Source organism: Paenibacillus tundrae (assembly GCF_030812775.1).
In the GTDB taxonomy this organism is placed as follows: Bacteria; Bacillota; Bacilli; order Paenibacillales; family Paenibacillaceae; genus Paenibacillus; species Paenibacillus tundrae_A.
In genome coordinates, this window is sequence record NZ_JAUSTI010000003.1 from 325,231 (window position 1) to 349,452 (window position 24,222).

General features: G+C 44.7%; 23 protein-coding genes. 14 read left to right on the forward strand and 9 right to left on the reverse strand.

From position 1 onward, the window contains the following. Window positions 1-13 precede the first annotated feature (13 nt). The 4 genes from J2T19_RS07275 to J2T19_RS07290 form a co-directional block, all read right to left on the reverse strand. A complete protein-coding gene (locus J2T19_RS07275) occupies window positions 14-808 on the reverse strand; it encodes a hypothetical protein (protein WP_307214295.1) in 795 nt (264 codons plus the stop codon). After that, window positions 798-1,499: a TetR/AcrR family transcriptional regulator gene (locus J2T19_RS07280; protein WP_307214296.1), complete on the reverse strand. Its 702-nt coding sequence runs from the start codon at window positions 1,497-1,499 to the stop codon at window positions 798-800. Before J2T19_RS07280 ends, J2T19_RS07275 begins: the two co-directional genes overlap by 11 nt. Window positions 1,500-1,707: 208 nt before the next feature. Beyond that, complete coding sequence (locus J2T19_RS07285; protein WP_307214297.1) at window positions 1,708-3,795, reverse strand: ABC transporter ATP-binding protein; 2,088 nt, start codon at window positions 3,793-3,795, stop codon at window positions 1,708-1,710. Between the two features lie 12 nt (window positions 3,796-3,807). Beyond that, window positions 3,808-5,553, reverse strand: a complete 1,746-nt coding sequence (locus J2T19_RS07290; protein WP_307214298.1) for an ABC transporter ATP-binding protein — start codon at window positions 5,551-5,553, stop codon at window positions 3,808-3,810. Between the two features lie 643 nt (window positions 5,554-6,196). Here J2T19_RS07290 and J2T19_RS07295 point away from each other — a divergent pair. Together J2T19_RS07295 and J2T19_RS07300 are read left to right on the forward strand one after the other, a co-directional pair. Then, window positions 6,197-6,493, forward strand: a complete 297-nt coding sequence (locus tag J2T19_RS07295) for a HesB/YadR/YfhF family protein (protein ID WP_145046436.1) — start codon at window positions 6,197-6,199, stop codon at window positions 6,491-6,493. Between the two features lie 118 nt (window positions 6,494-6,611). After that, window positions 6,612-7,055 carry an NUDIX domain-containing protein gene (locus tag J2T19_RS07300; RefSeq protein WP_307214299.1) on the forward strand — a complete coding sequence of 148 codons (444 nt, stop codon included), beginning with the start codon at window positions 6,612-6,614 and terminating at the stop codon, window positions 7,053-7,055. A 241-nt stretch (window positions 7,056-7,296) separates the two neighbouring features. On the opposite strand, the gene J2T19_RS07305 is transcribed toward J2T19_RS07300, so the two are convergent. The 3 genes from J2T19_RS07305 to J2T19_RS07315 form a co-directional block, all read right to left on the reverse strand. After that, window positions 7,297-7,809 (reverse strand): ADP-heptose synthase, encoded by a 513-nt coding sequence (locus J2T19_RS07305; protein WP_307214300.1) that lies wholly within the window; start codon window positions 7,807-7,809, stop codon window positions 7,297-7,299. Window positions 7,810-7,983: 174 nt separating this feature from the next. Continuing rightward, window positions 7,984-8,427 (reverse strand): DUF441 domain-containing protein, encoded by a 444-nt coding sequence (locus J2T19_RS07310; RefSeq protein WP_128101478.1) that lies wholly within the window; start codon window positions 8,425-8,427, stop codon window positions 7,984-7,986. Window positions 8,428-8,432: 5 nt separating this feature from the next. Then, on the reverse strand, window positions 8,433-9,431 hold the full coding sequence (locus J2T19_RS07315) for a YpdA family putative bacillithiol disulfide reductase (RefSeq protein ID WP_307214301.1): 999 nt from the start codon (window positions 9,429-9,431) through the stop codon (window positions 8,433-8,435). 188 nt (window positions 9,432-9,619) lie between these two features. On the opposite strand from J2T19_RS07315, the gene J2T19_RS07320 reads away from it, so the two are divergent. The 6 genes from J2T19_RS07320 to J2T19_RS07345 all read left to right on the forward strand — a co-directional run bounded on the left by J2T19_RS07320 (window position 9,620) and on the right by J2T19_RS07345 (window position 14,867). Then, window positions 9,620-10,213: a DUF2087 domain-containing protein gene (locus tag J2T19_RS07320; protein ID WP_307214587.1), complete on the forward strand. Its 594-nt coding sequence runs from the start codon at window positions 9,620-9,622 to the stop codon at window positions 10,211-10,213. Between the two features lie 455 nt (window positions 10,214-10,668). Further along, window positions 10,669-11,760 (forward strand): ribosome small subunit-dependent GTPase A, encoded by a 1,092-nt coding sequence (gene rsgA / locus J2T19_RS07325; protein WP_307214302.1) that lies wholly within the window; start codon window positions 10,669-10,671, stop codon window positions 11,758-11,760. Window positions 11,761-11,817: 57 nt separating this feature from the next. Further along, window positions 11,818-12,156: a L,D-transpeptidase gene (locus tag J2T19_RS07330; RefSeq protein WP_056700775.1), complete on the forward strand. Its 339-nt coding sequence runs from the start codon at window positions 11,818-11,820 to the stop codon at window positions 12,154-12,156. A 138-nt stretch (window positions 12,157-12,294) separates the two neighbouring features. Continuing rightward, entirely contained in the window at window positions 12,295-12,834 is a 540-nt protein-coding gene (locus J2T19_RS07335) for a GNAT family N-acetyltransferase (RefSeq protein ID WP_307214303.1), read from the forward strand. Window positions 12,835-12,998: 164 nt separating this feature from the next. Further along, window positions 12,999-14,480 (forward strand): aldehyde dehydrogenase family protein, encoded by a 1,482-nt coding sequence (locus J2T19_RS07340; RefSeq protein ID WP_307214304.1) that lies wholly within the window; start codon window positions 12,999-13,001, stop codon window positions 14,478-14,480. 234 nt (window positions 14,481-14,714) lie between these two features. Further along, window positions 14,715-14,867: a hypothetical protein gene (locus J2T19_RS07345; RefSeq protein ID WP_307214305.1), complete on the forward strand. Its 153-nt coding sequence runs from the start codon at window positions 14,715-14,717 to the stop codon at window positions 14,865-14,867. A 20-nt stretch (window positions 14,868-14,887) separates the two neighbouring features. Here the strand turns inward: J2T19_RS07345 and J2T19_RS07350 are convergent, their stop codons facing one another. Together J2T19_RS07350 and J2T19_RS07355 are read right to left on the reverse strand one after the other, a co-directional pair. Beyond that, entirely contained in the window at window positions 14,888-15,070 is a 183-nt protein-coding gene (locus tag J2T19_RS07350; protein WP_307214605.1) for a hypothetical protein, read from the reverse strand. After that, entirely contained in the window at window positions 14,997-15,236 is a 240-nt protein-coding gene (locus J2T19_RS07355) for a hypothetical protein (protein ID WP_082560509.1), read from the reverse strand. The genes J2T19_RS07350 and J2T19_RS07355 overlap by 74 nt, the downstream gene beginning before the upstream one ends. 420 nt (window positions 15,237-15,656) lie before the next feature. Between J2T19_RS07355 and J2T19_RS07360 the strand changes: the two genes are divergently transcribed. The 6 genes from J2T19_RS07360 to J2T19_RS07385 all read left to right on the forward strand — a co-directional run bounded on the left by J2T19_RS07360 (window position 15,657) and on the right by J2T19_RS07385 (window position 24,192). Next, entirely contained in the window at window positions 15,657-15,977 is a 321-nt protein-coding gene (locus tag J2T19_RS07360; protein ID WP_145046449.1) for a hypothetical protein, read from the forward strand. 100 nt (window positions 15,978-16,077) lie between these two features. Beyond that, a complete protein-coding gene (gene essC / locus J2T19_RS07365; protein WP_307214306.1) occupies window positions 16,078-20,079 on the forward strand; it encodes a type VII secretion protein EssC in 4,002 nt (1,333 codons plus the stop codon). 16 nt (window positions 20,080-20,095) lie between these two features. Then, the gene (locus tag J2T19_RS07370) at window positions 20,096-20,926 is read left to right on the forward strand and encodes a hypothetical protein (protein ID WP_307214307.1); all 831 of its coding nucleotides are present in this window, start codon (window positions 20,096-20,098) and stop codon (window positions 20,924-20,926) included. Between the two features lie 6 nt (window positions 20,927-20,932). Further along, entirely contained in the window at window positions 20,933-21,481 is a 549-nt protein-coding gene (locus tag J2T19_RS07375; RefSeq protein ID WP_056700790.1) for a WXG100 family type VII secretion target, read from the forward strand. 197 nt (window positions 21,482-21,678) lie between these two features. Then, complete coding sequence (locus J2T19_RS07380) at window positions 21,679-21,954, forward strand: WXG100 family type VII secretion target (RefSeq protein WP_056700792.1); 276 nt, start codon at window positions 21,679-21,681, stop codon at window positions 21,952-21,954. A gap of 156 nt (window positions 21,955-22,110) precedes the next feature. Beyond that, window positions 22,111-24,192: a protein kinase family protein gene (locus J2T19_RS07385; RefSeq protein ID WP_307214308.1), complete on the forward strand. Its 2,082-nt coding sequence runs from the start codon at window positions 22,111-22,113 to the stop codon at window positions 24,190-24,192. Window positions 24,193-24,222 lie beyond the last annotated feature (30 nt).

Below are 24,222 nucleotides of genomic sequence, written 5' to 3' on the forward strand. Positions count from 1 at the left end.
ATGCGTTCCTCCTCTATAACGAATGGGATGAATACGTGCCTAGAGTAAATCGTCCACCTCGAACTTGGGCGTGAAAAGAGGCGGATGCATTCCCATAAATATGCTCGTCACGAATTGATTGAAGGGGGAACTCACTCTGAAGTGTGCCTCCGACGTGTTTATAATGCAATCGGAACCCTTCATTCGGGTTAGGAATTCGTAAATTCACATTACACCCGGTAGCAATGCTATTTATCGATTGTGGCATGCTGGCTGAATGAATGGAGAGTGTTCTGCCCGTTGTATTAGCTTGAATATGAGAGAACTGACCTGCAAGTTGAAAGCGTGAGGATATACCTTTTATGTTCATGTGTTCTGCAGTTAAATGCTGTGATTGTACATGACTGCCGACCATGCGTAGACTGAGCTGCTGCGTATCACCGGAGATATGCAATTGTCCTGAGGTACAGATACACTCACAGTGGCTTATTTGAGCATCTTTTACGATAAACCGAGTACCTGCGCCCCGAAGGTACAATTGTTCCAGTGTAGATGGAGGAAGTCCAATGGCTAACGATGTGCGCTGAAAGTGAATACCGATCGGAAACGACTTCGAACGTCCGTCACCAATTTGAAGTGAACCCTTGTGGTAACGGGTTGTGAAGCATCGTTTACTCGGAAAATGCACAGAAGCTCGCTGAATAATTCGAACATGCTGTTCGGTACTACGATACAAGTACACTTCACCGTGCATCCATTCGAGAGAGAGGGAAAGGACCGGGTCTTGAACAAGCCATTCTTTACGAATGGTGTGTGAGTTACTTTTCATTCGATTCATCTCTTGCTTGGTGAAAAGTGTCCTCAGCGGAATAGCTGTAAGCCCCCATCTCGTTATGTTGGTGGATAATCTGATCAATTAACTGATCCGTAACGATCGGAACACCGATGGTGCTCATCATGTGTTGCAGAAAGTGTAGACGTTTCTTCGTATCATCAGGTGTTCGACTGAATAAGGCTGGATTAATCCAAATATTGATCAGCATTAGAAAAATTTCCGCACAAGCATCAGGGTTTTCAGTATTGATTGAGCCGTCTGTAACGCCTTCACGCATGATGGCAGCTATAATCGGGGCATCCATTTGAACCGTTTGTTGAATGCCTTTGACGATAAATAAAGGATTTTTAATTTGAGTTAACAGCACTCGGTCCAACGAGTGTACCTGTTGATTAGAGACAATGTGTTCTAGAATATACACTAATTTGTCTTTAGCTGTGTTTGCGTCAGTATTCTCCACAAGTTGATCCAGCATTTGGGCTGCAAAAGCAAACTGTCTCTCCATAACCGCATCAAGGATCTCTTCTTTGGATTTGAAATGATGATAGACCGCACCTTTGGACATGCCTAAATGATCAATAATGTCCTGAATACTCGTCTTCTCATAGCCTTTCTCGGTGAATAATTGTGCTGATACCGTAAGGATGTGTTCTAACGTCTGTTCAGGGAATTTGTTCCTAGCCATAGCTACCTCCTCATTAATACCGACCGTTGGTATGTATAATACGAGAAGAAGCTCAGATTGTCAATAAGAGGAAAATGTGACACAGAGAAAAGCTATAAAAAAACCGATGCATATCAACAGATGGGGTGTCTGCGATACACATCGGTTTATTTTCATACACATTGTAGATTCATTTTAGCTTAGATGTATAACCACATAATCCTTTACTCTAGGCGTTGCCTCCAGCAAAGGAAGAGGTGCGTATTGCTTCATGGGCTGTGCCTTGAGTTTGATCAGCTTGAACAGCCTGAGCACCTTGTTGCAGTTGATACATCTGATAGTATCGACCTTGGAGTGCCATTAACTCATCATGTGCTCCTTGTTCAACAATTCGTCCACGATGCAGTACCAGAATCTGATCTGCTGAGCGAATGGTGGAGAGACGATGGGCGATGATGAAGGTTGTTCGTCCTTTTTTGAGCACTTCGAGTGCATTTTGAATCAAGGCTTCCGTTTCGGTATCAATGTTGGCTGTAGCTTCATCCAGAATAAGAATGGCCGGATCAAATGCCAACGCACGGGCAAAGGAAATCAGTTGACGTTGTCCAGCAGACAGCGTGCTTCCTTTTTCAATTACCGGTTCATCGAAGCCTTGAGGCAAATGAGCTAAGATACGCTCTGCACCCACATCGCGGAGTGCCTGTTCAATCTGCTCACGCGTAATCTTCTGATCCCCGAGGCTTACGTTAGAGGCAATCGTTCCGGTAAATAGATAAGGATCTTGTAGTACAATCCCCATATGTTCACGAATCCATTGTTTCGGAAGATCCTTCACGTTTTGTCCGTCAATAGTAATCTTCCCTTTTTGCGGGTCGTAGAATCGGAATAATAAATTTATAATGGAGCTCTTGCCTGAACCGGTATGACCAACCAACGCAACTGTTTGCCCTTGAGAGGCTTGGAACGAGATGTTGTTTAATACAAAGTCTTTGTTGTAGGCAAAGGACACGTCATCAAAGACAACATTTCCTTTGTATCTTGGCATTGAACCATCGGTAACGGCTTCTCCTTTTTCATCCATTAGTTCGAATACACGTCCAGCAGATACGAGAGAGGAGTCGAGGTTCGCCAGCTGGTTTACCATACCTGTTATCGGCTGGAACAGACGACCAAGTACATCCACGAATGCGTACAATACACCTAGCGAGATGATACTGGTGCCATCCAGCACACTTGATCCAAAATACCACAGGACAACCGCAAAAGCGATATTCCGCAATACGTTAACCAGATTGTGTGAGGTAAAGGCGTTCAGGTTAAGCATTTTGTTCTGATGTTTCATATAGTCATCATTCAGATCTTCAAATTCCTGTTTCGTTTGTTTCTGATGGCGGAATACGCGGATAATGGACATCCCTTGAATGGACTCGTTAATGATCGCATTGATCTCGCTGAGTCGTGAACGAATGATCGTATTGTAGCGAGTAGCGAATTTGCGATATAGCACAATCCAAGCAATAAGCATCGGAACAACAAATAAGGAGATGAGACCAAGACGAACATCGAGCAGGAAGAGTGCGACATACACCCCTGCGATTGTAATAATTCCCGAGAAGAAGTTCGACAGTACTGCAACAAACAGATCCTTAACGGCCTCCGTATCGTTGGTCACTCGTGAGACGACTTTACCTGCAGGCAGATTGTCAAAGAAATTGACCGGCAGACGCTGAATGTGAGCATACACATCATTGCGAAGACGTTGAATGACCTTATTGGCGGACGATTGAAGCCAGTAAGTTTTACCAAATTCCATAATGACCGAGATGACAAGAAAAATCATGTAATATACGATCAATTGATAGATGCTTGGCATTTCCGGTTTGTAAAAAGCAAACAGTTCTCCAGCCGACAGAGGCACTGCTGCATATTGACCGGTTACTTCGCCTGAACGGGTTACCGTCAGGGTGCCATCGGCATAAGAGCGGTCTCCGTCAGGTGTGCTCACCGGTTCATTTACAAAATAAAAGCTACGTCCAGCTTGCAGTATGCGTACCTCGGCACCTTTACTTTCCGCTGGTTCGAATAATCCTTCACGTTTATAATTCTTTCCTTGATATACCGCCGCATCTTCTGAAGCAGATGTCTCATAGAAGGGCTGTTCAATGGCTAACAAATGATTGTCGATCATATTTTTGGCGATAAAAGGGCCGGCGAGCTCTGCCGCAACACCGATCGCAAGCATAATTAATGCGGCTATAAAAGTACCTTTGGCTTTTAAGGCGTATTGTAATAGCCGTTTGCCTGTATTCGATTTCAAAGCGTTGACCTCCTACGTGGACAGATTGGATTCCACCTGTTGCCGTTCATATTGTTCACGATACCAACCGTTCATGGCAAGTAGTTCCTGATGGGTTCCTTCTTCCGTAATTTTCCCGTGCTCAAGTACAATGATTCGGTCAGCATGTTCAATAGCAGACAGGCGATGAGTCGAGATCAACGTTGTTTTACCCGAGCGTTTGTTGCGTATATTTTCAATGATTTTAGCTTCGGTTCTCGCATCAACTGCGGAAAGGGCATCATCCAGAATAAGAATATCTGGATCCGAGATGAACGCACGCGCGAGGGATACCCGCTGCTTTTGTCCACCAGATAGAGCAATACCTTTTTCTCCAACGAGTGTATCGAGTCCGTCAGACAATGTTCCAAGATCTCCGTCAAAAGCAGCTGTGCGAATGGCTTCCATGATGACATCATCACTTGCACCAGGTTTACCAAACTGAATGTTCTGGCGAACCGATTTGGAGAATAGCACTTGCTCTTGCGGCACATAACCAATCCAGCTATGCAAGTCGTCTTTAGCAATTTCCTGAATGGGGTGACCCGAAATGCTTAGTTTACCTGATCCGGCAGGGTATTCGTGTAGCAACTGCTTCAGCAGTGTGGACTTACCACTACCTGTACGACCGACAATGCCAAGTGTCTGACCGCGGCGTAGTGAAAAGTTAATATGACTAAGATTGTCTACTGTAGAACTAGGATAACGGAACGTAACATCTTGCATGACGATCTCTTCTGGGTTCGAAATGTAAGCGGGTTGTTCAACATCTTGAACAGCGGGTTCCACCGATAATGTCTCGTTGACCCGATCAAGGGAGGCACTACCGCGCTGCATCAGGTTAATTAACTCACCAATGGCGAACATCGGCCAGATCATCATCCCCAGGTACATATTAAATGATACGAGATCCCCCAAAGTGATTTCATTGTGAAACACAAGATATATGCCGTAAGCAAGCGCAATGACATAACTAAGTCCAACGCAAAGTCGGATCGTAGGTTCGAATAATGCATCCATCCGTGCGACGGCTAGATTTTTGCGGTACACGTCTTCGGTAACATCGGCAAAACGCTTCTCATCCAGACGCTCCTGAACATACGCACGTACTACCCGAATTCCTGCAATGGATTCAAGTACTTGGTCGTTCATATCACCGAAGGCATCCTGAGCGAGAGTATAGCGCTGATGCACGGCTTTACCGTAGATCATCATAGCGATGGCAATAAAAGGCAGGGGCAGAATGGCTGCCAGAGTCAGCTTCCAGCTAACTAGAAAACCCATAGCGAGCAATACTGTTGCCAAGAAAGCAGTAGAGTCCGTTAACGTAAGCATGCCGAAGCCTGCTGTGGTTGCAATCGAACGAAGATCGTTGGTAGCACGAGCCATAAGGTCGCCGGTTCTGTTCTTTTCAAAAAAGGGCGGTGTCATCCGTAACAGATGATCCATGAAACGTGAACGCAATAGACGTTCTACCAAGTTAGCTCCGCCAAATAATTTGTGCATCCATATGTACGTAATCAGATAGATAATAACGACGGTTCCTAAAATAAGTAAAATGTAGCTAGTAAGTGATGCTCCTGTAATCGACCCACGTACAATCTCGTCAATCGCATTACCGAGAAGACGAGGGGGCAGGAGTTCTGCGACACCTACAAGAATGAGCAAAATGACACCAATCAGGTATCTTTTGCGCTCTAGCCGGAAAAACCAGGCTAGGTTTTTAAGTACTGAGAACAAGTGCTATCCCTTCCTTTCCATATCTGTGAAATACATTATCGTTCATATATTTACTTGTGACCACAAAAAAAGACACACCGCACGCAGGCGGTATGTCTTAGGTATCATTCATACGGCAGCATGGCTCCGAGAGCAGAGCCACCACCGTACATAATTATATTGTGAGTTCACAACATAGTATATCTGATCAACAGATTGCTATGATGCAGAAATTATGAACGAAATAATGATTTCGGGGCTGCTCCGGTATTCAGTTGTAAGTTAGTTAGAACAAACATATCGCTATTAAACACCGTAATCACCCTTTCTTTTTTGGGAATAAATTCAATGTGAATCTCGTATGTTTGCATCTTAACACCGCATTTTACAATCTGTCAAACTTTTTTCACAAATGAGCAATGTCTGGGTTTAGAGAAGCCAGGAATGGAGTAACAAGCAGTGAAGTCATATGGCTTAATACGACTGTTGTTCTATATTGCAAAATACAGTTATGGACTCATCATTTTATTTTATGTTCCATGAAGTAAATTTATTTCTTGAATCTTGTTCGTTATTCGGTAATTTGTTCTGATGTACAGTTTGTATTCCGACCATTCTAGCGATATGATGTAACATATATATATAGAGAAGGAGCTGACACCACATGAGTACCATACATGTAACTGACCGCGCTGCGCGCTGGTACAAGGAAGAGCTTAATTTGAACGACGGGGATAGCATTCGATTTTTTGCCCGTTATAGCTCAGGCGGAGGTCTTCATCCCGGATTTTCGTTAGGTATCGCGGTTGAGGAACCAAGACATCCTGCCGAGCAAACAGAAGCATCTGGTATTCACTTTTTCATGGAGGATCACGATTATTGGTATCTAAAAGGTCATGAGCTTCATGTGGATGTTGTTGATGAAGGTCAAGATATTGAATATCGATACACTGAAGTATAATCCCTTACTCATAAATACATGCCTTTAGAACGTTCCGTAGGTTGGAGAGAAATGTGTTGCACTGATCTGACTATAGGTCTAAGTCGTCTCTTCGGCTTGGAACAGGAGGGGATAAATAGTGAATCCGCCAGCGCGAGATTTGGCTCAGTATATTGCTAACCGAGCGTTTATCGTCGTAAAGGCTGCTATATGGGCCGAGAACGAACATGGTGAAGTATTGTTAATCCAGCATGCAGACCAGAGTCATTGGCGAATTCCTGCAGGTCAGATGCGTCCAGGAGAATCGATTGAAGAGACTGCTTATCGAGAGCTGTGGGAGGAGACGGGCTGGACTACAGATCATATGGTGTTAGAAGGTCTCCATTCAGGGCCAGAGCTGAGACAGCTTCATACGAGCGGGGATGAAGACTATTATGTGATCGCTCTGTTTCGAACTCGAATTATCCAAGATGACCTTGTGAAGTCTCGTGTAAAAAGTGAAGCAGGTCTGAAGTTTTTTCCCATTGGATCTCTGCCTGTCCTCAATGATTTTACCCGAATGTTGTTAGCACGCTCCAACTGAAATGAATGACTTGAGTGCAAGCCAAGTGCCAATTAAGCAAAAAAAGGATACAAACCGAGCGCCAATAATTACAAACCAAGTGCGAACGAAGTACAAATGAAGTACAAATGAATTACAAAACGGAATAATGATAAAAGCCTCCCGACAGGGAGGCTTTTGTGCTTTATAATCCATTCATTGCAATGCCAACTGAGAATGTTCTCAGCGGGTATACATCCACAATAATCAATAACTATAATGCTTACACCTGATCAAGTGACTCCTCATCCATTGCAAAGTCAAAGTCGTCAATATCATACACTTGAACCGGAGCAGAAGATTCAATAATGCGAGCAATCAGTTCGACTTGATCTGTTAGGATAGGAATGCTCAAACGTTGTGAAGTGAGTATTAATTCCGTCTCGATTGGGTCGAAATACTCGCCATACTGAGCCGTATCAACAGCGTTAATAATAGCAATGGAGACTTGATCACCGAACAAAATCGATGGGCTTTTGGCCCAAGGAATAAGTAGCGCACGTTCTATTTTTTTCTTATTTAATGGTTCCTCAAAATAAGAAATCATCTCGTTAATTTTGGTCTTCACATGCTGATCATCCGCAGGGTTACCCATCAGAGGATCGCTGCTGGCTTGAAACTCGTATAATTCAAGGATGGTGGTGTATGGAACAATATATTCAACAGACGCGGGTGACGCGAGCAATTGACCATAAATAGCCACCATCACGGCTTCTGTAACAAACTGACGTGACATGATTCCTGAATCCTCCTGCGGCCATTATAGTTGCGAGGTGAATCAATGTTGAATGTTAGACGAACAAAAATCAAATTGATGTCTCCGCTATGGACTCGTGATATGAATAGAAGTATATCATACAACGGTGGGAATTACAGCCAGTTGACAGAAGGGAGTCCAGTCCAAGTTCAATCAGGATTTGCCCAAAAGCAAGGATAAAATGCCTGCTGCAATAAGTGGTCCTACGGGTACACCTTTGAACAAGGCAACTCCTAACACAGTACCGATGAGAAGTCCAGCGACGACAGTGGGCTGCGTACTCATCAATGTAGCACCCCTACCCCCGAGGTAAGCAACAAGCAGCCCAACACCAATGGCAAGCAGTGACTTCCAGTGCAGGAAGGACTCACCAATTGTCTGCAAGCTTATTTTACCGCTGGCAAGTGGAGCCATTACTCCAATAGTTAGGATGATGATCCCAATGGTCAGCCCATACTTCTCAAGCCAAGGAAATGCCTGATTCAGATTCAATACACGCAGCAATAATAGAAATACCATAGCTACAGCCACTGGAGTATTACTGCTGATGATGCCAAGCGCGGCGAATCCGAGTAACAGCAGCGAAGTTATATCCATTGATTTCATTTCCCTTCGGAAAGTTTACGATTCTTGCTCACAATATGTTCTGCAATGTATTTTCCGTGCCAGCGCCCAGATTCAATAAATACCTCATTGGCATTACGACCTGATGCAATAACACCGCCAACATAAATGCCGGGAACACTACTTTCCATCGTTTGAGGATCATACTTGGGTTTATCCATATCTTCGGACATTTCCACCCCTACAGAAGTGAGTAGTTTACGATCGGGACGGAAACCAGTCATGGCTAATACAAAATCATTTTCCAATTCACTGGTTGTTCCATCATGATGCAATATACGGACAGAATCATCCAAAATTTCATTAACACGTGAATTGAGATGTAAAGTAATCCGTCCTTTTTGAACCATGCTCTCAAATAATGGACGTACCCAAGATTTAATATGTTCAGACAATCCGCTTCCACGGTACACCATATCAATATGAGCACCTACACGAACGAGTTCCATCGCGGCATCTACGGCAGAATTGCTTCCTCCGATAATGGCAACACGGGTCTGAGCGTAAGGGTGAGCTTCGCGGAAATAATGCGTAACCTTATCTTTGTCTTCTCCCGGAATGCCGAGGTAGTTAGGATGATCGAAATAACCTGTAGCTACAACGATATTACGTCCTTCATGAATAACATTCTGCCCACGTCGGTTCATCGTATGTACTTCGAACGTTCCATCGTCCTTACATTTGATTGCGTGAGCTTCCTCATAGTTATGAACACGAAGGTTAAAATGTTCAGCGACCTTGCGATAATAGGCAAGCGCCTCATAACGAAACGGCTTGTCGTTAGGCGTGCTAAACGGAACATTCCCGATCTCAAGCAACTCAGCCGTGCTAAAAAATTGCATATGGGTTGGATACAAATAGATGGATTGTACAATGTTGTACTTTTCTACGATTACAGCAGATAATCCCAACCGTTCACATTCGATAGCAGCAGATAGACCACAGGGTCCTCCACCGATAATAATGACATCTTCCATGTTCTTACTCCTCCTTAAATTCAGCAATATAATCCTACCGTAAATAACACTCTAATGCCAGCTTAGGGAGGTATATAGGCTGAACTGCCACACAAAAATAAAGGATTTGACTTTAATTGGACAAAAGATTAACATCAAATTAGATAATCATCTAATCTATTGAGATTGAAATGGAGCTGAAAACATTCATGCAGTTGGAGAAAATTGTGGCTTATCACAAAGCATTAGCTGATCCAACCCGACTTCGCATGCTGTTGTTGTTATCCCAAGGAGAATTGCACGGCCATGCTCTCGCTGAGCGGTTGAACTTGTCCCAACCCACGGTGACACATCATGCATCGAAACTACGAGAAGTTGCGCTCATTAAAGAAAGAAGAGAGAAGAACATTGTATATTTCTCCTTAAACCCTTCTTTTATTCGTGAGCATGCACAAGCTTCCGTTGATTTTATTTTTAAAAGTGAGGAGGTTACTGAGATGAGTGAGGTCAACGAAACGCTGAAAGCATCCGTGATGAGGAATTTTTTCTCCAAGGATGGGCGAATTCGCCAAATTCCAGCGCAATATAAGAAAAAGTTGATTGTTCTTGGTCATTTGGCCGAGCAACTGGAATTCGGTCGCAAGTATACGGAAAAGGAAATCAATGTTTTCATTCAAAATTATCATGAGGATTTTGCAACGATCCGCCGTGAGTTCATCATGCACCAGTTCATGTATCGTGCAGACGGAGTTTACGAACTGAATCCAAAAGAAATGTGGACACGTTGGGATCAAGTTAAATAACAATTGGTCTTGACAACAATTCAGTAAGGTGTGTAATATGTTGGATAAATCTACAAGGGAGGCGATGTAATATGACAAACTTAATGGAACTATACGTTAATTTGAATATGAACAGCGTCTCCGGAACGGATCAGAGCATATAATTATACAACCACAGGACAGTTTTGTCTGTTATGAGGGTATGTATTATTGCATGCAACAATGAAGCCACGGGTGACGTACCTGTGGCTTTTTTTGTTGCTATTAGGAATGTTCTTTTATTGCGGTCAGGGGATCTCTAACATATGAGCCTCTGAATCTTACCCTATGAAGGTCATTCTCTAATTCGCTTAACAATGATTTGCCACGGGTGCTTGAGACTTGTGGTTTTTATTTTGGATACCGAACCGGGGCACACAGGTCAATCTGTCGTTATGTCCGAATCATCATTATCATTTTTGGGAGGAAACACGAATTTGAATAAACATTTGGAAGAGTATGGATGGTCTACACTTTGGCAAGAGCACTGGATAACGTTAGATATGAATCATGCCGAGAGGAAACCAGCTAGAATCATTGCAGATCATGGACATTTACTACGAATAATGACTGCGGATGGTGAAGGCTGGGGAAGAGCAACAGGCCGATTACGCCGCGAGCATGAAGAGACTGGTACAGGTCTTACGGTAGGGGATTGGGTTGAGGTTTCGGGTCAGGCAGGTGATGAGGCCATGATTCACAGTATGTTGCCGAGACGAACCAGAGTTTCTAGACAGGCTGCGGGAAACGTAACGAAAGAACAACTGATTGCGGCTAATGTGGATACATTGCTAATTGTCGCCGCGCTTAATTATGATTTTAATCTCCGACGGCTGGAGCGTTATATGATTATGGCTTGGAATGGAGGCGTTAGACCTGTTATCGTGCTGAGTAAAAGCGATCTTTGCTCCAATATAAAAGAACAGATGGCACTCGTGGAAGGCATTGCCCCAGGTGTCGAAGTCATTGCATTGTCTGCGGTGCAGGATCAGGGAAAAGAACAGCTTGAACGTTATCTACAACCTGGGATGACGGTTGCGTTGACAGGTTCTTCAGGAAGCGGTAAGTCGACCTTGGTCAATTGGTTACTCGGCGAGAATGTACAGCTTACGCAATCTGTCAGGGAGGCAGACAGTCGAGGCAGACATACAACGACACATCGTGAGATGTTTGTATTACCTCAAGGAGCGGTATTGATTGACACCCCAGGAATGCGGGAGCTTAACTTGTGGGAGGAAGGCGATCAGGGGTTAGCACTAGCATTTGGTGAAATTGAGCAGTTGGCTGCTTCGTGTAAGTTTCATAATTGCAGTCATACTCGTGAGTCTGGCTGCGCTGTAAAAGAGGCGATACAGAACGGCACGTTAGAGGGGAAAAGACTTGATAATTATCTGAAAATGCAGAAGGAACTGCAATTTCAGCAGCGTAAGGAGCTTCAGGCTTCGAAACGTCGAACAGCAACGAGCAAGCCAGTGAGCACTCGAAAACCGAAGCATGCCCGAAGCATCAGAGAGTGGGATGAAGCTTGAAATCAGGCGGGCATCTGTGATGAGATTGGCATAGGATAGGTCAGGAGGGATGTTAGTATGCCGGATTACAACATCATTGTTGACCTATCAGACCATATGTTATATCTACTGGATGGCAACCAAGTGGTTAAAGGATATCCTGTAGCGACAGGGAAGATGCTCACTCAAACCCCAAGTGGTGAGTTTACGATCATTAATAAACAATCGAATCCTGGAGGACCATTTGGTGTGCTGTGGATGGGATTGTCTGCACCTCATTACGGCATACATGGAACCAATGAACCCTCATCGATAGGGAAATCTGTTTCACATGGTTGCATCCGGATGTATAACTCAGATGTGTTGGATCTTTCTTCCAAAGTATCTGTAGGCACCAAGGTAAAGATCCGACCCTAGGGTCGGATTTTTTCTAACGTTGAGTGTTTGTTCAATTGTTTAGTTGAAATAAAATCGTTGGATTACTATGGGGATAAATGTACAATCTGTATATTTATTGTGCTTCAACGACGAAATATATGAGATGGAGGAAGGATCATGCAGATTAGACAGGCCCGTGAAGGGGATGCAAAAGCTATCGCTTATGTACATACTGAGAGCTGGAAGACCACATACCGTGGGATCATATCCGATGAATTTTTGGATCATTTGACTACAGAAGCCAGAGTACCACAGTGGGAGCAGATGATTCGTTCTAGCGAAAAGGAGAAGATTCTGTTGGTAGCCGAACAAGCGGATGGGAAAATTGTCGGATTTGCCTGTGGGGGCAGAGAGCGAGAAGGCAAGTTAGCTTATGATGGAGAGATTTATGCGATCTATTTACTGCAAGCCGCACAGGGACAGAGAATTGGAACAATGCTTGCTAATCAAGTTGTCCAATATCTTCATACACTAAAACTGCGGAGTCTACTGATCTGGGCATTGGAGAAAAATCCGGCTTGTCGTTTCTATGAGCAGATGGGTGGAACTGTAGTTCATAGTCAGACGTTATCCATCGGTGGTGAGAATCAGCTCGAAGTTGCCTATGGGTGGCAAGACTTGCAGCTTTTTGGAAAGAGGTCTACAAGCCAGGAATGATCGTATCATCACGAGGTTTTAAGGACGAGGTATGAACTCGCACGAATTGTCCTGTATAGGTTAGAGAGGTCTACATTAACGTTTGCGTAATCCTTAACAAGGTTAATGATGTACTACACTGCATCATAAGTAGACATGAATTCTTGATTAGGAGGCGTATTCAGATGACTTTAATGGACACGAAGCAAACATGGACTAAACAATATATTAATGGCGAATGGATTGAAGGCTCCGGTGAGAAAACCATGGAGAATATCAATCCGTATACAGGAGAAGTTATCGCCACTTGGCGATCCTCTAATAAAGAAGACATCGATCGTGCATATGAAGCTGCCGAGAAGGGGGCAGTGGAATGGAGTCAGACATTACCTAGTCAAAAAGAAGAAATTCTGCGCAAGGTATCCATGCTAATGGTTGAGCGTAAAGATGAAATTATTCAGTTGCTCATTACTGAATCCGGAAGTACTCGGATCAAAGCTGAAGCGGAGTTCGCTGCGGCCAAGCGCATTGTAGACGAATCGGCATCTTTCCCTTATCGAATGAAGGGGGAGATACTACCTTCTAATACAGCAGGCAAAGAGAACCGAGTTGTGCGAGAACCCAAAGGGGTAATTGGGGTGATCGGACCGTGGAATTTTCCGCTACATCTATGCTTGCGTTCAGTGGCACCTGCCATTGCGCTAGGTAATGGTGTTGTGATTAAGCCGGCTTCTGATACACCCGTTACTGCAGGCTGGCTAATCGCAGATCTATTTGATCAAGCCGGATTGCCAAAAGGTGTGCTGCATGTCGTTGCAGGAAGCGGAAGCGAGATTGGAGACTACTTCGTTGCTCATCCAATCCCAAAAGTCATTTCATTTACAGGATCAACAGAAGTCGGGCAAGGCATCGGTAAATTAGCTGGCGAGCATCTGAAAGAAACGGCGCTGGAATTAGGCGGTAACAATGCGATGGTTGTTCTGGAAGATGCGGATATTGAACGAGCGGCAGAGGCCGCAGTATTTGGGAAGTTTCTGCATCAAGGGCAGATTTGTATGGCGCTGAACCGTATTATCATTCATACCGATATCTATGACTCCTTTGTAGATGCATTTGTTGCGAGAACAAACCGAATCCAAGCGGGGGATCCAGCAGATTCTAATACGCTTGTAGGGCCTCTTATCCGTGAAAAAGAAGTAGAACGACTGCTTGAACTTGTGAAGAACGCAGAAGATGCGGGAGCCCGGTTATTGCTTGGCGGATCAAGCAAAGGCAGTGTGTTACAGCCTACTGTGCTGGCTGACGTGAAGCCTGAGCAGGAGATTGTGCAACAGGAGTTGTTTGGTCCGGTTGCTGTCTTAATGCGTGCAAAGGATGAGGCTGAAGCTGTTCGGTTAGCCAATGATACGCCATACGGCTTGAGTGGTTCGGTATTTACGACAAATCTGGAGAGAGGTTATCAAGTAGCTAAACGCATCGAATCAGGCATGGTTCATGTGAATGACCAGTCTGTAAACGACGAGGCTCATGTTATGTTTGGTGGAGAGAAGTCTTCAGGCATTGGCCGATTCGGCGGCGATTGGGCGATAGAGAAGTTCACGCGCACCCGCTGGATTAGTTTACAGCATCAATATCGGACGTATCCTGGTGTGAGTGATGTCGACTAAAGGTCTACAGGACATGAAACGATTGCAGGATGAGACCGAGTTCGTGTGAAATCGACAATACCAAGCAAAAGCCCGTTTTTACCTTTAAGGACGGGCTTTTGCACGTTTTTACATACCCTAAAAAGCATGTGGAAAAAAACGTTGAAAATGGGTTTGGGGAAGTCTGAATATGGTTATTTATGGATACACGGAAGAACAGATCCGTAAAATCCAAGGTAAAGGGGCTTGAATTTCATGTCCATTGACCGTTTTATTCTAAGGAAACTGAATTCATGTCAAGAGGAACATACACGGGCTAACCTAGTTCGATTGTTTGTCATTCGAATTCACAAAGCGGAGGTTGCAGAAGGTAATGAGACCGGCTATAGCGTGAGCCGAGTAAATTAACCAATAGATCAGATTGTGCTTCAACATAAAAAAGGAAGCTTGTCCTTAGTGGCAGCTTCCTTTTTCTTATCGTTCGTATAGAACGAGTGACGCAGCATCTCATTATAGATGAATTCACGTGGACTCGACTTAATATAAAGACAAGGCCAGAGAGTCATTTTCACTGCGACTGTGGAGAATGGCTTCTCCATTAACAATCTCAATACTAATCAAAGAGTGCAAACATTTTTGTAAAGCTCGTTTACCGTTGCTAATTTTGTGCTCTAGAGCACTGCTAAGCAATCTTAATGTCTTTTGCACAGGTTGTTTGTTTTCTTGATTAAAATATACAGGGATTGATTTGTTTTGAAAAGTTATTAGTGTTCTCACTTGAAATCACCTCACGGGAGTTATTTCATACAGGTAATATTAAATACCAATGCTTAAAATTACCTTAAAATCAGCTTATGAAAACATAAAGGTGATGAATGTTTGAAAAGTGTTCACAATTCAATTGTGGGCGAAGCAATAAACGGACAGGTAATGAAGTGTTATTCCCATTTAAATGGTAGAAAACGAATCGTTTTCGCATCCTCGCAAATTGAAAACGTAAGTCTGCCTCCAAAGTTCTGAGACCATGGGACGATATTTTAATATAAACGTGGGTCATATGTAACAAAATTACAGATAGTACATTGCAAACAAAGGGGTTATGTAAGAAAATAAGGGTTGAAACCGTGTTTCATCCGCTTTTTTTTGATTTAATCTGACATTAGGACAATTTACATATGAGACTATGGGAGGGATTTGATGATTCTTACCGTGTATTCCGGCCGGGAGGAAGGCGAATGGTTCGACATTGAAGTCCCGGATGAATGTACGATTGAACATTTGAAAACATTGCTTGGCGTCCGTATATTTGGACAGGCGCCTGGGGATGGCATTCAATATATCCTGGAAGCTAAGTTTCCAGAAGGACTGTGGTTCTCACCGCAGAATAGTCAGCAACTAATGGAAACAGGGCTAAGACAGGGTAGCTGTGTGCGAGTCCAGCGTGCGTTCTCAACCACGTTAGAAGAAGCGCCGGTATACGGAAGACGCTCACTGTTTCAACAGGACAGCAACGAATGAAGATTCAGAACGTATATATCATATTATCAACAATTAAAAAGGTTGTTCAAAAGGTTCGCTTTTGATTTTGAACACGTACTATTAAGGAGGTCTTCTCTTCGTGAATGTGTTATATCAGCGTTCTCCAAGAATGACGCCGGTTCTTAAGGAAGATAAGCTCGAAATTTTGAGGCCCCCTGCTGAACCTAGCAAACCTACATTCTCCATCATATCCATCGTTATTCCCATTATGATGACGATGGTGAGCATCGGCTTCTATGTATATATTAATCTAACAGGTAAATTTAGTAACCCTACCTTTATGATGTTTCAGATGATGACTGTTATGATGATGTTAACATCGTACACGATTCCATTCTTTGTATATTTAAGTAACAAGAAGAATTATCGCAAAAAAATTGAAGAACGTAAGGCGATGTACCGAGCTCAGTTGGACAAGCATCGTGAAGAACTGAAGGAAGCTCAAGCGGAACAAGTGAAGAGTTTGTATGAAATTCACGGCGATCCGGGTGTTTGTCTACAAGTTGTAAAAAACAGAAATAGTTCCTTGTGGGAACGCTCGCCAGAAGATGATGATTTTATGCAGGTGCGGATTGGTACAGGGGAAATTCCTTTTCGGATTAAGATTCAGGTTCCACGTCCAGATGGATATGAAAAGGATGAATTAATTGAGGCTGCTCACGAGCTCGCTTCTGAATTTGAGACTGTACCCGATGCATCAATCACCCTACCGTTATTCCAATCGAAAGTCATGGGGTTGGTAGGGAATCGTGAGGAAGTGCTGGCCTCACTGCGTGTGATCGTTTCACAGCTTACCGTGCGCCATTCACCAGATGAGCTCAAAATCGCTGCTTTTTATGAAGAAAAAGAAAGCAAGGAATGGGAATGGTTGCGCTGGCTTCCCCATATTTGGGATGAAGATCAGGGACAGCGATATATGGCCGACAGGCACAGCAGTGCGCATCAATTGGCGGACAGCTTGTTTTCCGTGTTAAACCGGCGGCGTAACAACAAGGAGGATCGTTACAAAAAAACGGTACAAACGCCTTGTTATGTGGTCATTTTGTCGGAAACACAATTAATTGAAGAAGAGCCACTGTTGCCGCTTCTGTTGGAATCGGCTCAAGAGATCGATGTGTGCACGATTATATTAGCCAATCGGAAGGAATCTCTTCCGATGCACTGTCAGCTTATTATGGAAGCTTCCAAAGGCAAGGGTGTATATATCAAAAAAACTGAAGATGCCGATGTCGTTCAGCAAACGTACACACCAGACGTAATCTCTAAAGAATCTGCAGAGGCGTTGTCGCGTTACATGTCTCCGATCCGTTTGAAGCGTTCTTCCGCTTCGGATATTCCACAGGTGCTTCCATTGTTCGATATGTTAAGCACATCACGCGTGGAGGATCTGGATGTTGTATCACGCTGGAGCCAAACTCGATATCCAGATACGCTGCCTGTCCCTATGGGTGTGCGTGCGGGTGGCAAGAAAATAGCCATTAACCTGCATGACAAAATTGAACGCCAGGGGCATGGACCGCATGGTCTAATTGCAGGAACGACCGGATCAGGGAAAAGTGAAGTCATTCAGTCCATAGTTGCATCGCTTGCGGCTGAATTTCACCCGCACGACCTTGCTTTTATGTTGATTGACTATAAGGGTGGCGGGATGTCCAATACGTTTGTTGGCTTACCACATGTCGTGGGCACAATTACCAATCTAGATGGAAATCTGATTGAACGTGCGAATATTTCACTTCGAGCCGAGCTGGTTAGAAGACAGAAAATATTAAATGATGCAGGCAACCTGCAGCATATCGATGAATATTACAAAATTCTACGTTCAAGGCATGAACAGCCATTGCCCCATCTCGTTATTATCATCGATGAATTTGCTCAGTTGAAACGCGATCAGCCAGAATTCATGGATGAATTGATTAGTATTGCAGCTATTGGCCGGACACTCGGAGTGCATCTGATCTTGGCAACTCAGAAGCCGGCGGGTGTTGTCGATGATAAAATCTGGAGTAACTCCCGTTTCCGCATCTGTCTTCGCGTTCAAAGTGAAGGAGACAGCCGAGATATGATTAAGATTCCAAATGCGGCATGGATTACGAAGCCGGGTCGAGGGTATTTCCAAGTCGGCAGTGATGAAGTATTTGAAGAGATGCAGTTTGCTTGGAGCGGTGCACCTTATAATCAGCAAGAAGATAAAACCTCCGTATTGCCCGTCATGGAAGTGCGTTTGAACGGGAAGCGGGAGCCTCTGCTGACTGGTGAACGCAGAGCTGTGCTCAAAGGAGACGATGTCCCTAAACAGCTTCAGGTCTTTATCGATTATGTTGCTCAAGCCGCGGAAGAAGCTGGAATTGATCGACTGCCAGGACCTTGGTTGCCACCATTGCCTGAAACATTGGAATGGGATAGCCTTAACGACTGGCAGGAAGAAAAGAATAGGGAAGTGCTGCTTGATGGTGGTGCTAGTGGGTTGAAACCACTCGTTGGCTTGCTCGATGATCTACCGAACCAACGCCAAGAGCCTCTTGCACTTCCGATTGATCAAGGCCATCTCGTCGTATACGGCATGCCTGGACTGGGCAAAACGACATTTGTGCAAACCATGCTCATGTCACTTGCTAGATCTGAACGTACAGAATCATGGCATGGATACATTATTGATATGGGTCGCATGATGAAGGACTTTGCTGGTCTTCCACAGGTCGGTGGTGTGATGATGGCCGAAGAGGAAGATCGGGTCAAACGACTGTTCCGATATATATTGAAATTGTCTGCACAGCGTAAAGACATCATCTCAGAAGCTGGTGTCAAAACGATCTCGGCTTACCGTCGGACAGCTCACGAAGCTGTGCCTCAGATCATCGTTGTGATTGACGGATATCTTTCTTTCCGAAATGCTTATCCAGATGAAAATGAATTGTTAGAGACGATTCTTCGTGAAGGTGGAAGTCTAGGGATTACTTTTGTACTCACGGCTAATCGAGTCACTGATATTTTCGAGAAATTTAGGAGTAACATTCCAAATGCAGTATCTTTTGAATTATCCGATCCGAGTGACTATTATTATGCAGTCGGAAGACCTTCTAAAGCGCCAAGTCAGCTTCCGCCAGGAAGAGGGCTCGTGAAGGGACAAGTTCCACCACTGATGTTCCAGGCAGCCTTACCGTCGTCAGGTGCAGATGAAGGGAAACGTTCATCTGAGCTGCGCCGCACGATTGCTGAGATTAGAGAAGCGTGGACAGGAGAGCAAGCACCTCAGATTGCTCCACTTCCGGAAGAAGTGAAACTGAAAGATGTTCTTATTCGAACAGGTACGTATGGTCAAGTGAATGAGTCCTCTGTAACGGTTCCTGTAGGGTTGCTCACAGATGATTTGGAGCCATTCCTTTTGAACCTGCGTGAGGGACCACACTTTATGGTAACGAGTCCGATGGAAGGCGGAAAAACAACATTTTTGTTGACTTGGATGTTATCTTTGGCGTATCATGCTTCTCCAGAAGTAGTACAAATATACACCGTTGATATGCGCTATGGTTCTGGCGGACTGGGTGAGATCAGCAGTTTGCCCCATGTCCGAGGACACGTATCACGGGAAGATCAGCTTGCGCCAGTGATCCAACAGTTGTACGATGAAGTACTGAAGCGAGGCGAGATTGCCGGTGGTCCGGAAATCGTGCTCACCATTGATGATGCAGAAACATTATCCAAACAATTAAATGATTTCAACGTGAAGGATCAATTAGGTGTAATTGTTCGTCAAGGTAGGGATCGGGGAATTCATGTTATCTTGTCAGGTGTTCCTGCTGACTTCCCGACCTTTGGATCTGATTGGGTAAGTGATGTAAAAGCTTCCCAAAGCGGATTGTTGTTCGGGACTTTAGACCCTAACGATCTCTCGTTCTTTCGTATTCCTTATTCCGAGTCTGGAGGCAGTTCGGCTGGGCTGAAGGTACTGCCACCAGGTCAAGGTTATTATGTAAAACGTAAATATTCCAGGGTTAAAGGTGCAGTTCCATGTGATGACAACTGGAAAATGAATGATTGGATTTTTGAAATTCGTGACCGATGGCATGTTGTAGTTTGAGGGGAGGTGGCTCATAATGTTGACGGTTCATGATTCCAAGCAAAAGGTAGTCACTTTGCAAATAAAAGAACTTTTTTTTCTGGCTGGTATTCTAGGCTCAGACCGATTGCTTGGCGTTGAAGATCCTTTCCGCGGGTATATGGCGGAAGACATTGCTTTGGAGTGGGAGCGCGTCAAAACCTCCTTGCTCGACAAAGGATATCTAATTCAGGATCAGAACAGCAATGAACTGATCATGACACCGACCGTATTCTCCAGAGTGGCCATTGCCGGATTGTCTGACAGAGCTTGTTGGATTCGCTACACGTCGAGTAGCAAGTCCTGTGAAAGTTATATTCATTGCACGGACGAGCGTGTCGTCGAAGTGTCGCGCGTTGTGGACGAACCGGATTCATTCCGGTTATCGGATCTGGGAAATGTTCGTGAAGCCATTGATTGTCTGATCGAAAGAATGAAGTGGAGTGGCCATTCTCCTGATGAGAAGCCAGCTCTTATGTGCTCTAAGAAAAAATTCTATGAAGTCTTGAATGAGTTAAATGGCAAGGAAGTTCAGGCAGTGGCAGATGAGCTAGCGCAGGAGACGAATGATTCGGATGGATCACTTGCCCTGGCACGCTGTTTGGTAAACAAGGAATCAGATGGAGAGCTGCGTTTGCTTGTGTGGAACGGAGAAGAATGGAATTCACAGTCAGCGGCGTTTACCGTTAGCTCGATTTCGAATTGGTTATTCCGTATGAGCACAGCCGCTTCAGATGATTGGCTTGTTGCAGCACTGACGACTAGAGAACAGTTTCACGAGATGCTGCTGGACTGGCTTAAACAGCCTGCAGGGGAAGAGGAAAGGTGATGGTAAATGCGCATTCGTGTGGAACCGGATGTGCTTCGGGCACTGAGCAGGCAGATTCAGTATGCGGCGGAGCAAATACAGCAAAAGATGACAGTATTGGATCAGGCAATTCATTCGTTAGACTGGGAAGTTGAAGCTCGTGCTGCTGTGATGAGTGAATGGAACCACAGTAAGCGGGTCGGCGAAGATGCAGTGCGTCGTTTCATGGACTTAAGCGTGCAACTGGGACGCAAGGCCGTGGTATTCCAACAGGTTGATATGGAGTACCGCACGGTGCTGGGTCATGTGAACACAACTTACAGCAATGCGGTTAATATGCTCCATGTGCTTGAGAACAATCATGCAGGAGAGATCTTACCCGATCATTCCGCAACTACTGCTATTGTATCCGATCCCCTTTCCGCGGTGGCGGCAGTGTATCGTGTACAGGATGCCGCTCCACCAGCTGGTTCCCCAGCGACATTAATTCAGGCTATGCAGCCTGAACCTGTAGCATGGAGATTCACAGATCCTTCCTTTCGAGGAAGGAGAGGAACCGAACCTGTTGTTTCTTAGGCTTGTAGGATAGAGAGTCCCGAGAACAGCACAGTAGAAAGTGAATTGTTTATGTAAATAGTCTGTTAGGGGAAGTTTCATTGCCTGAAAATGGGGTAAATAGGAGTAGGTCCTTCGGCTTTTGTCCGATCGATCTTGGTATAGTACAATTTGAACAAGCAAAAATTTAATTGCACAAACCAAGGAGGAATTTACACATGGCAGGACGTATTTTAGTTACCCCAGAACAGCTTGATCAGGTTTCCAATCAATTTAAACAAAGCGGTGAGCAAAGTCAGCAAATCGTATCTACATTGACTCAATCCATCACTAGCATGGAAGGACAATGGGAAGGTATGACGAAGCAACGCTTCTTCCAAGAATTCCAAGAAGCAAGCAAACAAATGCAATCTTTCGTTCAAACGCTTAATAGCATTAGTGCGGAACTGACAGCTATTGCTAACAAATTCCGTACGGCTGACCAAACTCGCTAATCTGCTATACATAGATCAGGCCGAAACGTTGTCTGAGTTCGCCCTGAATATATGCAGGCAGCTAGTTGAAGATGTGAAACTGCAACAAAAACCGGGCGTTTTACGACACCCGGTTTTTGTTGCACTATGACAGAAATGATAGAGAGAGGGATGAGCATGTCTTTTCAACCGAATCCCGGGGATGAAGTTGTAATCAATGATATAGCCTATACGATTGGACAGCATCCTGCTGCACCAGGTTTGGCTTATGCACAAGCCGGAAGGCAAGGGATTGTCTACCAATTGATTCCCCGTAATGGTTCTATACATGGGGCCAAAGCACTAAAAGTGTTTTTTCCAAAATTCCGTATTCCAGCTATGGTCTATCAGTCTGAGCATATGGAGCCTTATAGTGAACTGCCAGGTTTGCAAGTATGCAAGCGTGATGTGCTCACTCCGGAAAGAAACGGAGCGCTCATTGGAGAACATCCTGATTTGTTGTATGCGGTATTAATGCCGTGGGTGCAAGGTCTGACCTGGTTTGATGTAATCAGTGATCAGAAAGAGCTAACCGCAGAGGAAAGTCTGAAGTTAGCGAGAGCACTAGCAGGAACAGGTTCGGCCATGGAGCAGCGTGGGCTTGCTCATTGCGATTTGTCCGCACCCAATGTGATGATTCCGTTTTTTTCCGAAGTGGAGAACCTGGGAGGATCAGCCGTTGAGCTTGTTGACGTAGAACAGATGTACAGCTCCAAGATGGATCGTCCGGATGCGCTCTTGGCAGGCTCACCTGGTTATGCAGCACATCGGACAGTGCATAGTGGATTGTGGAGCTCCTATGCGGATCGCTTTGCTGGGGCTGTTATTATTGCAGAGATGCTAAGCTGGTCTGATCCGATAATCGTCGAGAAGGCATGGGGCGAAAGTTATTTTGATCAACATGAGATGCAGACAGTCAGTGAGCGTTATTACGCGATGCGAGACTCATTGAATAAGCGTTGGGGCTCCAAAATGGCGGATCTATTCGTCAGAGCATGGGAAAGTCATGATCTTAGCAGTTGTCCCACATTCGGAGAATGGTATGTCGCACTAGCTGCTCTAGATGCAAACCAAGTACCTACTATACCTACCGTTGTGGAGGAAGATGCTGCTGATCAATCTCATTTGCCAAATGATCAAGAGACAACAGTGGCAGGTGGCATAAGTGGAACATTGGCATCTGACGGAGGCTCTGACCAAAATTCAGAAGCATCGACTCCGCCACCTGGTCAAGAAGCAGTGGTTCAACGTTTATTTCTTCAGGCACGAGCATTAGAAGAAGATGGTAAGCCTGCGGCTGCACTTGAGGTGTATCGTTCATTGCACCACTTTATACCGAACAACAGTGCTATGCAGATCGAGGTTGCGGCAGCCATCAAAGAGTTGGATGAACGTTTGAATCCTAAGGATGACGAAGGACAGCCTGTTCGGCTCCCTTTTTATAGATCCAAAAAATTCATGATCTCTTCGGCTGTGCTCATTGTATTGCTGGCGGGCTCTGTACCAACGGTCAAAATATTGGCTGATCAAGCAGAGGTAAAACAACAGGAGCAACAGGAGGCAGCTAGACTCGCAGAGATTAAGGCGGCGGAAGAAGCCGAGGCAGCAAAGGCTGCAGCGCTCAGGCAACAGGAAGAAGAGAAGAAACAACAAGAAGCTGCTGCAGCAAAACTAGCGGCTGATGAGAAGAAAAAGCAGGAGGAAGCAGAGAAGCAACTTGCTGAGGCCAAGAAGAAGGAAGAAGAGCGTAAGGCGCTCCAAGCCAAGTATGATAAACAGGCCAAGTACGAAGCGTATCTTGCGAAGCAGGAGCAACAGAAAAAAGAAGCTGAACGTAAGGCACAGCAGGAGAAATATGATAAACAAGCGAAATATGAGGCTTATCTAGTTTGGAAAAAAGAGCAGGAGGCTCTAGCTGCCAAGCAAGAAGCTGCACGTAAAGCCGCAGCTGAAGCTCAGCGCAAACAGGAGGCTGCCCAAAAAGCTGCGCTTAAGAAAAAGCGTGCTCAGAACGTAGTCACACTGATTGCACACTACAACAAAGCGTATAACGCACAAATTGGTAAAAAGACGGATAATGCTCTATCCTATGCTCGGGATTTCAAAAATCTCTATAATACCGATGCTGCCTACTTCAAAGGGGTAGGTAAAGTTGCAGCTCGAATGAGCGCGATTAACAAGTTCCTCAGCAATAGCGATTATAAGCTACCAAACCTGTAATTATAAATGTGAACAACGACGGAGGTGACC

Excerpts from the sequence above, each read along its gene's own strand:
- J2T19_RS07275 (WP_307214295.1), bottom strand. The coding sequence starts at position 808 with ATGAAAAGTAACTCACACACCATTCGTAAAGAATGGCTTGTTCAAGAC.
- J2T19_RS07280 (WP_307214296.1), bottom strand. The coding sequence starts at position 1,499 with ATGGCTAGGAACAAATTCCCTGAACAGACGTTAGAACACATCCTTACG.
- J2T19_RS07295 (WP_145046436.1), top strand. The coding sequence starts at position 6,197 with ATGAGTACCATACATGTAACTGACCGCGCTGCGCGCTGGTACAAGGAA.
- J2T19_RS07305 (WP_307214300.1), bottom strand. The coding sequence starts at position 7,809 with ATGTCACGTCAGTTTGTTACAGAAGCCGTGATGGTGGCTATTTATGGT.
- J2T19_RS07310 (WP_128101478.1), bottom strand. The coding sequence starts at position 8,427 with ATGGATATAACTTCGCTGCTGTTACTCGGATTCGCCGCGCTTGGCATC.
- J2T19_RS07315 (WP_307214301.1), bottom strand. The coding sequence starts at position 9,431 with ATGGAAGATGTCATTATTATCGGTGGAGGACCCTGTGGTCTATCTGCT.
- J2T19_RS07320 (WP_307214587.1), top strand. The coding sequence starts at position 9,620 with ATGCAGTTGGAGAAAATTGTGGCTTATCACAAAGCATTAGCTGATCCA.
- J2T19_RS07330 (WP_056700775.1), top strand. The coding sequence starts at position 11,818 with ATGCCGGATTACAACATCATTGTTGACCTATCAGACCATATGTTATAT.
- J2T19_RS07335 (WP_307214303.1), top strand. The coding sequence starts at position 12,295 with ATGCAGATTAGACAGGCCCGTGAAGGGGATGCAAAAGCTATCGCTTAT.
- J2T19_RS07340 (WP_307214304.1), top strand. The coding sequence starts at position 12,999 with ATGACTTTAATGGACACGAAGCAAACATGGACTAAACAATATATTAAT.
- J2T19_RS07345 (WP_307214305.1), top strand. The coding sequence starts at position 14,715 with ATGTCCATTGACCGTTTTATTCTAAGGAAACTGAATTCATGTCAAGAG.
- J2T19_RS07360 (WP_145046449.1), top strand. The coding sequence starts at position 15,657 with ATGATTCTTACCGTGTATTCCGGCCGGGAGGAAGGCGAATGGTTCGAC.
- J2T19_RS07370 (WP_307214307.1), top strand. The coding sequence starts at position 20,096 with ATGTTGACGGTTCATGATTCCAAGCAAAAGGTAGTCACTTTGCAAATA.
- J2T19_RS07375 (WP_056700790.1), top strand. The coding sequence starts at position 20,933 with ATGCGCATTCGTGTGGAACCGGATGTGCTTCGGGCACTGAGCAGGCAG.
- J2T19_RS07380 (WP_056700792.1), top strand. The coding sequence starts at position 21,679 with ATGGCAGGACGTATTTTAGTTACCCCAGAACAGCTTGATCAGGTTTCC.
- J2T19_RS07385 (WP_307214308.1), top strand. The coding sequence starts at position 22,111 with ATGTCTTTTCAACCGAATCCCGGGGATGAAGTTGTAATCAATGATATA.